This window comes from Streptomyces sp. YIM S03343, assembly GCF_054729195.1.
Genome location: NZ_JBPUKX010000001.1, coordinates 1,382,360 through 1,395,276, shown reverse-complemented (window position 1 = coordinate 1,395,276; position 12,917 = coordinate 1,382,360). Strand labels below are relative to the sequence as shown.

Sequence of the window (12,917 nt, the reverse complement as noted above, 5' to 3'; positions counted from 1 at the left end):
ACCGACGCACGTCAGAACATCGCGGCAACGCGGAACGAGATCCCCACCGAACTCAGACGCGCCGTCAACGCCTCACCCATGGCCACGGCAGTGGTGACCTGCCCTGCAGTCTCCGGCAAATCGTCAAGTACCAGCGACAGCGCAGACTCCCCGAACATCTTCGCCGTCTCCCCGTACCCCGGATCACCCCCCGCGACCTCGGTGAACACCCGCCGCCCCGCGCCCTCGCCGACGAACCGCACGGAGAACCGGCTGCGCGCGCGCCGCTCGGCGCTCGGCCCCTCGCCCGGTTCGAGGCGGCCCGACAGCCAGCGCCGCGCGGCCGGTACCTGGGCCGCCGCGACGGCCGCGCCGACCGCCGCGACCCCGCCCACCGCTGTCGGGAGGTGCTTGACGGCGGCGTAGTGGCGGTAGCGGAAGTCGGGGCCGTAGCGCTCCAGGGCGCGGGCCGAGCGGCGCACGATCTGCGGGTCGATCGTCGGCAGCGGCAGCGCCCAGGCGCCGACCTCCTTCGCGAAACGCGGCACGCCGGAGGGAGCGGACGCGCGGCGTGTCACCAGGCGCGGCTCGTGCCGCCCGCGGTCCCGGGCGGCGGCCCGCATCTGGCGCCCACGTGCGAACTGGTTGAGCGCGGAGGCCAGCGTGCCGCCGGAGAAGGTCGCGTCCACCTGCACGAAGCCGTCCACCGTCAGCGGCACGCCCTCCGGCAGTTGCCGCACGGTGAAGTACACGCCCAGGTCGTGCGGTACCGAGTCGAAGCCGCACGCGTGCACCAGGCGGGCGCCGGTCTCCCGCGCGCGTGCGTCGTGCCGTACGTACACCAGGTCGACGAACTCCGGCTCGCCCGAGAGGTCGAGATAGTCCGCTCCGGTGTCCGCGCAGGCGGCGACAAGTTCCTCCCCATGGGTGACATAGGGGCCGACCGTGGTGGCCACCACGCGCGCGTGCTCGGCGAGTGCGCGCAGGGAGGCGGGATCGGAGGTGTCCGCGTGCAGGACGCCGATGTCCGCGCCGCCGGGCAGCCGTTCGCGCAGCCGCTCCAGCTTCTGGGCGCTGCGTCCGGCGACCGCCCAGCGCAGCCCTATGGGCGCGTGCTCGGCGAGGTGCTCCGCGGTGAGCGCCCCGACGAAACCCGTGGCTCCGAAGAGCACGATGTCGTACGGACGGTCCGTCCTTTTCAGCCTGGTCATGACACCCCTTGATGCCGCGGCGCACGCCGCTGTCGGTGGCTGAGGCTAGCGTGAGAGGTCCGGCGCCTGATCACCCGGACCCTCTGTCGCGCACCCGCCACAGCCGCCGCGCGGGCGGTGAGCCGCCGTACGGGGGACATCCGCGCCGTTCCGTCCGGTATCCGTGCGGTATGACGGCACTTCACTAAGCGCTTGCTCGTTCAGGTCTTGTGCGGGCTGGGACCCGTTCCTAACATCACATCACTGGTGTTACATCGGTTGTGTCACAGCGAGGGGGCTGGATGACGACGGCAGACGAGCCGGGGCGAGGACCGCTCTCCGGCGTGCGCGTGCTCGAACTGGCCGGGCTGGGGCCGGGCCCCTTCGCCGCCATGCTGCTCGGCGACCTGGGCGCCGATGTGGTCCGCGTCGACCGGCCGGGCGGCGTCGGCCTCGGTATCGACCCCGCGTACGACGTCACCAACCGCAACAAGCGCTCGGTGCTCGTCGACCTGAAGTCCCCTGACGGCACGGCCCGCGTCCTGGACCTGGCCGCCCGCGCCGACATCCTCGTCGAGGGATACCGGCCCGGCGTCGCGGAGCGCCTGGGCGTCGGCCCCGACGACTGCCGGGCGCGCAACCCGCGGCTGGTCTACGGCCGGATGACCGGTTGGGGCCAGGACGGACCGCTCGCCCCGCGCGCCGGTCACGACATCGCCTACCTCGCCCTCACCGGCACCCTCGGCATGATCGGCAACCCCGGCGAGCCGCCCCCGCCCCCGGCCAATCTGCTCGGCGACTACGCGGGCGGCTCCCTCTATCTCGTCGTCGGTGTCCTCGCCGCGCTCCACCACGCGCGCGCGACCGGCGTCGGCCAGGTCGTCGACGCCGCCATCGTCGACGGCGCCACCCATCTGTCCGCGATGATCCACGGGATGCTCGCCGCGGGCGGCTGGCAGGACCGCCGAGCCGCCAACCTCCTCGACGGCGGCTGCCCCTACTACGGCACCTACGAGACCGCCGACGGCAAGTACATGGCCGTCGGCGCGCTGGAGCCGCAGTTCTACGACGAGTTCCTGCACCTGCTCGGCATCGCCGGCCAGGCACCCGCACGCAAGGACCTGGCCCGCTGGAGCGAACTGCGCGCGGCGATCACGGGCCGCTTCAAGTCCCGTACCCGCGACGAGTGGACGGCCGTCTTCGCGGACTCCGACGCGTGCGTGGCGCCCGTCCTGACGCTGCGCGAGGCCCCGCACCACCCGCACCTGGCGGCCCGCGGCACCTTCACCGAGCACGCCGGCATCACCCAGCCCGCCCCCGCCCCGCGCTTCTCCGCCACCCCCGCCGCACTCCGCACCGGCCCCGCACAGCCAGGCGCGCATGCGTCCGAGATCGCCCGTGACTGGGACGTGCCCCGGCTCCTGGAGGACGGCGTCTGATGGACGAGGACGAGCAGAAAGCCAAGGCGAGCCGCGAGGACAACCACAGGGAGACAGGCATGGAACGGCGTATCTTCACCTCCGACCACGAGGCGTTCCGCGCCACCGTGCGCACCTTCCTGGCCAAGGAGGTGCTGCCGCACTACGACCGGTGGGAGAAGGACGGGATCGTCTCCCGGGACGCCTGGCCGGCGGCCGGGAAGCAGGGCCTGCTCGGCATCGCCGTGCCCGAGGAGTACGGAGGCGGCGGCACCCCCGACTTCCGCTACGCCGCGGTCCTCGCCGAGGAATTCACCCGCGCGGGCGCCTCCGGCCTCGCGATCGGCCTGCACAACGACATCATCGGGCCCTACCTCACCTCGCTGGGCACCGAGGAGCAGAAACGGCGCTGGCTGCCCGGCTTCTGCGACGGCACGCTCGTCACCGCCATCGCCATGACCGAGCCCGGCGCGGGCTCCGACCTCCAGGGCATCACCACCCGCGCCGAGGACAAGGGCGACCACTGGCTGCTCAACGGCGCCAAGACCTTCATCTCCAACGGCATCCTCGCCGACCTGGTGATCGTGGTCGCCCGCACCACACCCGAGGGCGGCGCCCACGGACTCTCCCTGCTCGTCGTGGAACGCGGGATGCCCGGCTTCGAGCGCGGCCGCAACCTCGACAAGATCGGCCAGAAGGCCCAGGACACCGCCGAACTGTTCTTCACCGACGTCCGCGTGCCCAAGGAGAACCTGCTCGGCGAGCTCAACGGCGCCTTCCTGCACCTGATGACGAACCTCGCGCAGGAGCGCCTGGCCATCGCCGTCACCGGGATTGCGGGCGCGGAGCACGTCCTGGAGCTCACCACCGAGTACGTCAAGCAGCGGGAGGCGTTCGGCCGGCCGCTTGCCACCAAGCAGCACATCCGCTTCGAGATCGCCGAAATGGCCACCGAGTGCGCCGTCACCCGGGCCTTCCTCGACCGCTGTATAGAGGACCACGCGGATGGTCGCCTCGACGCCGTGCACGCGTCCATGGCCAAGTGGTGGGCGACCGAACTCCAGAAGCGGGTCGCCGACCGCTGCCTCCAACTGCACGGCGGCTACGGCTACATGACCGAGTTCCCGGTGGCCAGGGCGTTCACCGACGGCCGTATCCAGACCATCTACGGCGGGACCACCGAGATCATGAAAGAGATCATCGGCCGCTCGCTGCTCGGATAGAACCCACAGACCGGACAGACAGCCCCAGGGCACACGACTTTCGCGCAACCACCCTCACCGAAAGGCTGATCAGTGAGCACCGAAGCGTACGTGTACGACGCGATCCGCACCCCGCGCGGACGCGGCAAGGCGAGCGGCGCCCTGCACGGCACCAAGCCCATCGATCTCGTCGTCGGCCTCATCCACGAGATGCGCACCCGCTTCCCCGGGCTCGACCCGGCCGCCATCGACGACATCGTGCTCGGCGTCGTCAGCCCGCTCGGCGACCAGGGCTCCGACATCGCCAGGACCGCCGCCATCGCGGCCGGACTGCCGGACACCGTGGCGGGCGTCCAGGAGAACCGCTTCTGTGCCTCGGGCCTGGAAGCCGTCAACCTGGCCGCGGCCAAGGTCCGTTCGGGCTGGGAGGACCTGGTGCTCGCGGGCGGCGTCGAGTCGATGTCCCGCGTCCCGATGGGATCCGACGGCGGCGCCTGGTTCAACGACCCGCTGACCAACCTGTCCGTCGGCTTCGTACCGCAGGGCATCGGCGCCGACCTGATCGCGACGATCGAGGGCTACACCCGCCGGGACGTCGACGAGTTCGCGGCGCTCTCCCAGGAACGGGCGGCCACCGCCTGGAAGGAAGGCCGCTTCCAACGGTCCGTCGTCCCGGTGTGCGACGCCGGCGGACTGGTCGTCCTCGACCACGACGAGCACCCGCGCCCCGGCACCACCGCCGACTCGCTGGCCGGGCTGAAGCCGTCCTTCGCGGACATCGGCGAACTGGGCGGCTTCGACGCGGTGGCGCTCCAGAAGTACCACTGGGTCGAGAAGATCGACCACGTCCACCACGCGGGCAACTCCTCCGGCATCGTCGACGGCGCCTCACTCGTCGCCATCGGCTCCCAGGAGGTCGGCGAACGCCACGGGCTCACCCCGCGCGCGCGGATCGTCTCCGCCGCCGTCTCGGGCTCCGAGCCCACCATCATGCTCACCGGCCCCGCGCCCGCCAGCCGCAAGGCCCTCGCCAAGGCCGGGCTGACCATCGACGACATCGACCTCGTCGAGATCAACGAGGCGTTCGCGGCGGTCGTCCTGCGCTTCGTGCGCGAGATGGGCCTGTCCCTCGACAAGGTCAACGTCAACGGCGGCGCGATCGCCCTCGGCCACCCGCTCGGCGCCACCGGCGCGATGCTCCTCGGCACGCTCATCGACGAGTTGGAGCGCCAGGACAAGCGCTACGGCCTCGCCACGCTGTGCGTCGGCGGCGGCATGGGCATCGCGACCGTCGTCGAACGCCTCTGAATCTCCCCGCGGAAACCCGACAAACGCCTCTGAATCTCCCGCGGAAACCCGACAACAGACTTCCGACTTCCTCAACGGAGACGAGAACACCTGCCATGACGACCGAGAGCACCACCATCCGCTGGGAGCAGGACGACACCGGCGTCGTCACCCTCGTCCTCGACGACCCGGACCAGTCCGCCAACACCATGAACCAGGCCTTCCGCGACTCTCTTGCCGCGGTCGCCGACCGCCTGGAGGCCGAGAAAGACGGCATCCGGGGCGTCATCTTCACCTCCGCCAAGAAGACCTTCTTCGCGGGCGGCGACCTGCGTGACCTGATCCAGGTCACACCCGAGACCGCCCAGCACGCCTTCGACGCCAGCATGGCCGTCAAAAAGGACCTGCGCCGTATCGAGACCCTCGGCAAGCCCGTGGTGGCCGCCCTGGGCGGCGCGGCCCTGGGCGGCGGATACGAGATCGCCCTCGCCTGCCACCACCGGGTCGCCCTCGACGCGCCCGGCACCAAGGTCGGCTGCCCCGAGGTCACCCTCGGCCTGCTGCCCGGCGGCGGTGGCGTCGCACGCACCGTCAGGATGCTGGGCATCGCCGACGCCCTCCTCAAAGTTCTCCTCCAGGGCACCCAGTACAGCGCCCGCCGCGCCCTGGAGAACGGCCTGGTCGACGAGGTGGCCGACAGCCCGGAGGACCTGCTCGCCAAGGCGCGCGCGTTCGTCGACGCCCACCCCGAGTCGCAGCAGCCCTGGGACCGGCCCGGCCACCGCATCCCCGGCGGCACCCCCGACGACCCCAAGTTCGCCGCCAACCTGCCCGCCTTCCCTGCCACTCTGCGCAAGCAGACCGGCGGCGCGCCCTATCCCGCCCCGGAGGCCATTCTCGCCGCCGCCGTCGAGGGCGCCCAGGTCGACTTCGAGACCGCGCAGATCATCGAGGCGCGGCACTTCACGGCGCTGGCGACCGGGCAGACGGCGAAGAACATGATCCAGGCGTTCTTCTTCGACCTCCAGGCCGTCAACTCCGGCGCCAACCGCCCCAGGGACATCGCACCCCGCACGGTCCGCAAGGTCGCCGTCCTCGGTGCCGGAATGATGGGCGCCGGCATCGCCTACGCGTGCGCCCGCGCGGGCATCGACGTCGTCCTCAGGGACGTGTCCGACGAGGCCGCCGCCAAGGGCAAGGGCTACTCCGAGACGCTGTGCGCCAAGGCCGTGACCCGGGGCCGTACCACCCAGGGGAAGGCCGACGCGCTGCTCGCGCGCATCACCCCCACCGCCGACCCGCAGGACCTCGCGGGCTGCGACGCCGTCATCGAGGCCGTCTTCGAGGAGCCCGCGCTCAAGCACAAGGTGTTCCAGGAGATCCAGCACATCGTCGACCCCGACGCGCTGCTGTGCTCCAACACCTCCACCCTCCCCATCACCGCCCTCGCCGAAGGCGTCGAGCGCCAGACCGACTTCATCGGACTGCACTTCTTCTCCCCGGTCGACAAGATGCCCCTCGTCGAGATCATCAAGGGCGAACGCACCGGAGAAGAGGCGCTGGCCCGCGCCTTCGACCTGGTCCGGCAGATCGGCAAGACCCCGATCGTCGTCAACGACTCGCGCGGCTTCTTCACCTCACGGGTGATCGGCCACTTGATCAACGAGGGCGTCGACATGGTCGGCGAGGGCATCGAGCCCGCCTCCGTCGAACAGGCGGCCGCGCAGGCCGGTTACCCGGCCAAGGTGCTCTCCCTGGTGGACGAGCTGACCCTCACCCTGCCCCGCAGGATCCGCAGCGAGACACGGCGCGCCGTCGAGGAGGCGGGCGGCACCTGGACCGTGCACCCCGCCGAGACCGTCCTCGACCGCATGATCGACGAGTTCGGCCGCACCGGCCGCAGCGGCGGCGCGGGCTTCTACGAGTATGCCGAGGACGGCGGGCGCGGCAGGCGCGGCGGGCTGTGGCCGGGCCTGCGCGAGCACTTCACCGAGCCGGGCCGTGAGATCCCGTTCCGCGACATGCAGGAGCGCATGCTGTTCGCGGAGGCCCTCGACACGGTCAGACTCCTGGAGGAGGGCGTCCTCACCTCGGTCGCCGACGCCAACATCGGCTCCCTGCTGGGCATCGGTTTCCCCGGCTGGACGGGCGGAGTCCTCCAGTACATCAACGGCTACGAGGGCGAGGACGGCCGTGGCCTCCCGGCGTTCGTCGCCCGCGCCCGCCAACTCGCCGAACGCTACGGCGAACGCTTCGAACCGCCGGCGCTGCTGGTGACGAAGGCAGAGAGGGGAGAGACCTTCACGGACGCCCGCTGACACCGGGGGACCCGAACCCGGAACCATCCCCTGAGCCGTTCTCGTCCGTAGGAGTGACGGTTGCCGGTCCGTACGGACCGTCGGCCGGGCCTACCGGTGCCTTTCGCACCAAGGCCCCTACGGTGACTCTGACACCAGGTCAAGAGAACGACTCAGGGGGGTCGTCATGTCCCATCCGCGCTCCCTGCCGAGACTGAGAAGACTGCTCGCCGCGTCCAGCGCGTGCGTCCTGGGCGGTGCCGCCGCCCTGGCCGTCGCCCCGCCCGCCGCCGCCGAACCCGCCACCCCGGCCGGTTACCCGTCGAGCGCCACCGCCACCCGCTACAGCGGACTCGCCTTCGACGCCTGCACCGCGCCGCCGCTGTCCACGATCCAGGCGTGGAACGCCTCGCCGTACCGCGCCCTGGGCGTGTACATCTCCGGCGTCAACCGCACCTGCACCCAGCCCGAGCTGACACCGGGCTGGGTGGCCTCCGTGTCGAAGCTGACATGGCGTCTGCTGCCCGTCCACAAGGGTCTCCAGCCCCCGTGCGGAGCCCGCCCGACCGACGACAAGATCAGTACGACCCCGGCGACCGCCCGCTCCCAGGGCACCGCCGCGGCCCAGGAGGCCGTCAAGGCCGCCAAGGCCCTCGGGATGCTGCCCGGCAGCGCCCTCTACAACGACATCGAGAACTACCCCCAGACCGACACCACGTGCCGCACCGCCGTGCTGAACTACGCCTCGGCCTGGACCAAGGAACTCCACCGCGTCGGCTATGTGTCCGGCCTCTACATGAACCTCAGCCTCGGCGCCGGGCAGCTCGCCGGTGTCTACACATCGACGTCGTACGCCCGCCCCGACGCCCTCTGGATCGCCCGCTACGACGGCACCGGCACCCTGACCGGCTGGAGCGGGATCTCCGACGCCAAATGGTCCGTCCACCAGCGCGCCAAGCAGTACCTCGGCAGCCACGACGAGACCTACGGCGGCGTCACCGTCAACATCGACAACGACCGCCTCGACGCACCGGTGGCCACCGTTGCCTACCCGTACAAGGCGACCAGCCCCACCCCGCTCAACGCCCGCACCGGCCCGTCGACCACCTACCCGGTCACCGCGACCTACGCGCCCGGCGCGACCCTGAGCGTGGTCTGCCAGACCGCGGGCTCGAAGGTCGGCACCACCACGGTCTGGGACAAGCTCAGCAACGGCGCCTACGTCTCCGACCACTACGTCGACACCCCGTCCACCACGGGCTACAGCACCCCGCTGCCCCGCTGCACCTACCCCTACCAGACCTCCGCGACCTCCGGCCTCACCCAGCGGACCGGCCCCGGCGGCAGCTACGCCTCCGCCGGCAGCCTCCCCAACGGCTCGCTGGCGTGGGTGACATGCCAGAAGGCCGGGACGACGGTGGGCACCACCAAGGTCTGGGACCGTCTGGAGAGCGGCCGCTACGTCACCGACTACTATGTGGCGACCCCGAGCAACACCACCTACAGCAAACCGGTACCGCGCTGCTGAACCGCGGCCCCGCCCTACCGGTGTTCGTCCTGCCCGCGCCCGGGCGACCCCTCGTTCTGCGACTCGCTGAGCCACTCCCGCAGCTCCTCCCTGAGGGAGCGCTGGAACGTCGTCAGCAGAGCCTGCACGACGAGGGGTTGCATGTCCGCGGACAGCGACTTGACGTCCCGGGCGTCGCGTTGGGCGACCTCGTCGCGCAGCAGCCGCGACAGTTCGTGCGCCGCCGCGCGGGAGTGCTCCAGAAGGACGGTGCGGGCGGCGAGGATCGACTCGTGGGACAGCGGCATGTCGAGCAGCCGGACGCCGAGCCGCAGCAGCCCCGAGTCCACCCGGAACGACTCGCCCTCCGCCGTGAGCATGCCCATGGCGGCGAGCCGCTCCAGATCGGCCTCGTCCAGCGCCCGCCCCGCGCGCTGCTCCAGTTCCACCCGGCTCACCGTGTCCACGGTGTCCGGCGCCCAGGACGCCACCACCGCCCGGTGGATCGCCAGGTCGCGCGCGCTGAGCCCGGGCGGCAGCTGGCGCAGATACCGCTCGATGGCGGCCAGCGTCATCCCCTGATGCTGGAGCTCCTCGATCAGCGCGAGACGGCCCAGATGCAGCATGCCGTAGTGCCCCACCCGGCGCGGACCGATCTCCGGCGGCGGCAGCAGCCCCTTGGTCCCGTAGAACCGGACGGTACGCACGGTGACCCCTGCACGGGCGGCCAGCTCGTCGATGGTGAAGCTGCCGCCCTCACCCTGCTCGTCACCCCGCTCCCCGGCCCGCTGCCCCGTCTGGTCCCCGGTGTCGGTCGTCATGTGCAGCAGTATCGCTGTCACACCTGTGCTGTGACACCCCGGGCCGGTGAAATGGCAGGCCAGACCCATTGTCAGTGGTGTCACCTACGGTGGCGTCATGTCGGGGATCGCATATGTCCGGGGTGACGCCACCGCGCCCGCGGTGAAGGGCGTCAAGGTGATAGCGCATGTCTGCAACGACAGCGGGGGCTGGGGCAAGGGCTTCGTGCTCGCCCTCTCACGGCGCTGGTCCGCCCCGGAAGCGGACTACCGCGCGTGGTACCGCGCCCGCGCGCAGAACGACTTCGGGCTCGGTGCCGTCCGGCTGGTGCAGGTCGAGAAGTACGTATGGGTGGCCAACATGATCGGGCAGCGGGGGACCCGGACCGGCAGCAAGGGGGTGCCCGTGCGGTACGAGGCGATCGACACGGCGCTGGCGGCACTGGCCGACGAGGTGATCGCGCTGGGTGCGTCCGTGCACATGCCCCGCATAGGGTGCGGGCTGGCGGGCGGGACATGGCCGCGCGTCGAGCCGCTGATCACCGAGCGGCTGGTGCGGCGCGGGATCGCGGTGACGGTGTACGACCACGGAGAGGGGACCTGAAGTGGGCCGGGAGATCGACGTACTGGTCATCGGCGGCGCCGGAGTGGACACCGTCGTGCGTGTTCCCGAGCTGCCGTTGCCCTACGCCGACAGTTACATGATCGACTCCGGTGTGGTCACCCGTGCCGGGCAGACCGGGGACTTCGTGTCCGTGGGGCTCGCCGCCCTCGGACTGCGGGTGCACCATCTCGATCTGCTCGGCGACGACCCCGAGGGGGACCTCGTGCGTGCACTGCACCGGAGGCACGGCATCGGCCTCACCGCGATCCCGCAGCCCGCCGGGACCAAACGGGCCGTCAACCTCGTCGGCCCCGACGGGCGGCGGCTGTCGCTCTACGACACCAGCCGCTCCCGCCCCGGCGACCGCTTCCCGGAGCCGACGGTCCGCGCCCTGGCCGGGGCGAGCCGCCATGTCCACGTGACCATCACCCAGCCCTCCGACGAGGCACTCCCCGTGCTGCGGGAGTCCGGCGCCACCCTCTCCACCGACCTGCACGACTGGGACGGAACCAACCCCTACCACGAGCCCTACGCCTACGCGGCGGACGTCGTGTTCCTCTCCGCAGCCGCCCTCACGGACCCGGAGGCGACGATGCGTCGTATCGCCGGGCGCGGCCGTGCCGAGGTGGTCGTCGCCACCGCTGGCGCGGAGGGCGCGTATCTGCTCGCAGACCGGGAGCTGACCCGCGTCCCGGCGGTGACGCCCCCCGCGCCGGTCGTGGACTCCAACGGCGCGGGCGACGCCTTCGCGGCGGCCTTCCTCCAGGGCTGGCTGAACGGCGAACCGCCCGCCCGCTGCGCCCTGTACGGCGCGGTGGCAGGAGCGCACGCCTGCACGGTGCCCGCGACGGAGACGGAGGCGATAGGCCGGGCGGAGCTGCTCGCACGGGCCGCCGTCGCGGCGGAGGCCAGCGCGAGCAACTGAGGCGGCCCGGAGCAGCCCCGCCCGGCCCCCTCCCACCCCGCTTCGGTCAGCGGCCCGCGTGCACGTCGTTCGTCGCCTCGATCGCCTTCCACGACTTCGGCTGTACGACGGCCTTCGCGCCCTTCACCGACCGGACCGACCCCGGAACGGCCGCCCCCGCCGCCGGCTTCGACGGCTGGAACAGCCAGGTGTCGAACAGCGCCCCCAGCGACCGCCCCGACACCCGCTCGGCGTACGCCTGGAAGTCGGCCACGGACGCGTTGCCGTAGGCGTGTTCGCGCGGCCAGCCCTTCAGCACGGCGAAGAAGGCGTCGTCGCCGATCTCGTTGCGCAGCGCCTGGACGGCGAGGGCGCCCCGGTCGTACACGGCGATGTCGAACTGGGCGTCGGGACCGGGGTCACCGGGCTTCACGGTCCAGAAGGCGTCGTCGGCCGGGTGCGAGGCGTAGACGTAGTCGGCGAGTTCCTGAGCGGTGCCCTCGTCCTCGTGCTCGGACCACAGCCACTGCGCGTAACGCGCGAAGCCCTCGTTGATCCAGATGTCCTTCCAGCCCTTCAGCGACACGCTGTCCCCGTACCACTGGTGGGCCAGCTCGTGCACCACCACGGAGGCGTTGGAGCCGTTCGCGAACTGCCGAGGGCTGTAGTACACCCGGGTCTGCGTCTCCAGGGCGAACCCGGTGGTGGTGTTGGGGACGTAGCCCCCGGCGCTGCTGAACGGATAGGGGCCGAAATAGCCGCTCAGCCAGTCGACCAGTTCCCCGGTCCGCTCGACGCTCGCCCGCGCCGCGCCGTCGTTGTCGCCGAGGTCCTTGCTGTACGCGTTGACGAGCGGGACGCCACCCTCCGATGTCCCGGTCGTGATGTCGAACTTCCCGAGCGCGAGAGTGGCCAGATAGGTGGCCTGCGGCTTGTTCTCGCGCCAGTTCCAGCGGGTCCAGCCGAGTCTCGAACTCGTCGACTGGAGTGTGCCGTTGGAGATCGCCTGGGTGCCGTCGGGCACGGCGACCGACACGTCGTAGGTGGCCTTGTCGCTGGGGTGGTCGTTGCTCGGGAACCACCACCAGGCCGCCTCGGGCTCGTCGGCCGCGATCGCGCCGTCCGGGGTGCGGTGCCAGGTGGTGAAGCCGTACGCGCTCTTCGTGGACGGCACCCCGCTGTAGCGGACCACGACCGTGACCGACGTGCCCTTGGCGAGCGGCGCCTTGGGGGTGACGACCAGTTCGTGCTGGCCGGAGGTGGTGAAGGAGGCCGTGGTGCCGTTGACCCGCACCTCGGAGACGCCCAGCAGGAAGTCCAGGTCGAAGCTGGACAGATCCTGCGTGGTGGTCGCCAGGATCGTGGCCGTGCCCTCCAGCTCGTCCGTCGCGGGCTGGTACTTCAGCCGGAGATCGTAGTGCGAGACGTCGTAACCGCCGTTGCCGTAGTACGGGTAGTAGGCGTCGCCGATGCCCGGTGCGCCGGGGGCGTAGCCTGCGGCCGAGGCCGGGACCGCCAGCAACAGGGAGGCCGCCGCGAGTGCTCCCGGCGCGAAGATTCTGCGGTGCACGAGAACTCCAAGTCGTAGAGACGCGAGGTCTGTCAGGACTTTCCGGAGCCTATTGAGTCCCGGCGGCCGCACAGGTGTCCATGGCCGCCCCTGTCACACGATCGCCATTCGGCCGACATGGGTGCCGGGCCACGCGACTCACCGGTTGCCCTCTTCTGC

General features: G+C 71.3%; 10 protein-coding genes. 7 read left to right on the top strand and 3 right to left on the bottom strand.

Features of this window, described 5'->3' with window-relative positions:
• Nucleotides 1-11 precede the first annotated feature (11 nt).
• Nucleotides 12-1,190: a saccharopine dehydrogenase family protein gene (locus tag ACSYGN_RS06265; protein ID WP_460392672.1), complete on the bottom strand. Its 1,179-nt coding sequence runs from the start codon at nucleotides 1,188-1,190 to the stop codon at nucleotides 12-14.
• A gap of 281 nt (nucleotides 1,191-1,471) precedes the next feature.
• Between ACSYGN_RS06265 and ACSYGN_RS06260 the strand changes: the two genes are divergently transcribed.
• The 5 genes from ACSYGN_RS06260 (at nucleotide 1,472) to ACSYGN_RS06240 (ending at nucleotide 8,901) form a co-directional block, all read left to right on the top strand.
• Nucleotides 1,472-2,608, top strand: coding sequence for a CaiB/BaiF CoA transferase family protein (locus ACSYGN_RS06260; RefSeq protein WP_460392670.1), 1,137 nt, complete (start codon nucleotides 1,472-1,474; stop codon nucleotides 2,606-2,608).
• 59 nt (nucleotides 2,609-2,667) lie between these two features.
• Nucleotides 2,668-3,810 carry an acyl-CoA dehydrogenase family protein gene (locus ACSYGN_RS06255; RefSeq protein WP_460403256.1) on the top strand — a complete coding sequence of 381 codons (1,143 nt, stop codon included), beginning with the start codon at nucleotides 2,668-2,670 and terminating at the stop codon, nucleotides 3,808-3,810.
• Between the two features lie 72 nt (nucleotides 3,811-3,882).
• Nucleotides 3,883-5,097: an acetyl-CoA C-acetyltransferase gene (locus ACSYGN_RS06250; protein WP_460392668.1), complete on the top strand. Its 1,215-nt coding sequence runs from the start codon at nucleotides 3,883-3,885 to the stop codon at nucleotides 5,095-5,097.
• A gap of 95 nt (nucleotides 5,098-5,192) precedes the next feature.
• Nucleotides 5,193-7,394 carry a 3-hydroxyacyl-CoA dehydrogenase NAD-binding domain-containing protein gene (locus ACSYGN_RS06245; protein WP_460392666.1) on the top strand — a complete coding sequence of 734 codons (2,202 nt, stop codon included), beginning with the start codon at nucleotides 5,193-5,195 and terminating at the stop codon, nucleotides 7,392-7,394.
• A 166-nt stretch (nucleotides 7,395-7,560) separates the two neighbouring features.
• Nucleotides 7,561-8,901 (top strand): glycoside hydrolase domain-containing protein, encoded by a 1,341-nt coding sequence (locus tag ACSYGN_RS06240; protein WP_460392664.1) that lies wholly within the window; start codon nucleotides 7,561-7,563, stop codon nucleotides 8,899-8,901.
• A gap of 14 nt (nucleotides 8,902-8,915) precedes the next feature.
• On the opposite strand, the gene ACSYGN_RS06235 is transcribed toward ACSYGN_RS06240, so the two are convergent.
• On the bottom strand, nucleotides 8,916-9,701 hold the full coding sequence (locus ACSYGN_RS06235; protein WP_460392662.1) for a MerR family transcriptional regulator: 786 nt from the start codon (nucleotides 9,699-9,701) through the stop codon (nucleotides 8,916-8,918).
• A gap of 97 nt (nucleotides 9,702-9,798) precedes the next feature.
• On the opposite strand from ACSYGN_RS06235, the gene ACSYGN_RS06230 reads away from it, so the two are divergent.
• The gene (locus ACSYGN_RS06230; RefSeq protein ID WP_460392660.1) at nucleotides 9,799-10,284 is read left to right on the top strand and encodes a macro domain-containing protein; all 486 of its coding nucleotides are present in this window, start codon (nucleotides 9,799-9,801) and stop codon (nucleotides 10,282-10,284) included.
• Between the two features lies 1 nt (nucleotide 10,285).
• Nucleotides 10,286-11,209 (top strand): PfkB family carbohydrate kinase, encoded by a 924-nt coding sequence (locus ACSYGN_RS06225; RefSeq protein ID WP_460392658.1) that lies wholly within the window; start codon nucleotides 10,286-10,288, stop codon nucleotides 11,207-11,209.
• Between the two features lie 46 nt (nucleotides 11,210-11,255).
• On the opposite strand, the gene ACSYGN_RS06220 is transcribed toward ACSYGN_RS06225, so the two are convergent.
• A complete protein-coding gene (locus ACSYGN_RS06220) occupies nucleotides 11,256-12,758 on the bottom strand; it encodes a M1 family metallopeptidase (RefSeq protein ID WP_460392656.1) in 1,503 nt (500 codons plus the stop codon).
• Nucleotides 12,759-12,917: the final 159 nt, after the last annotated feature.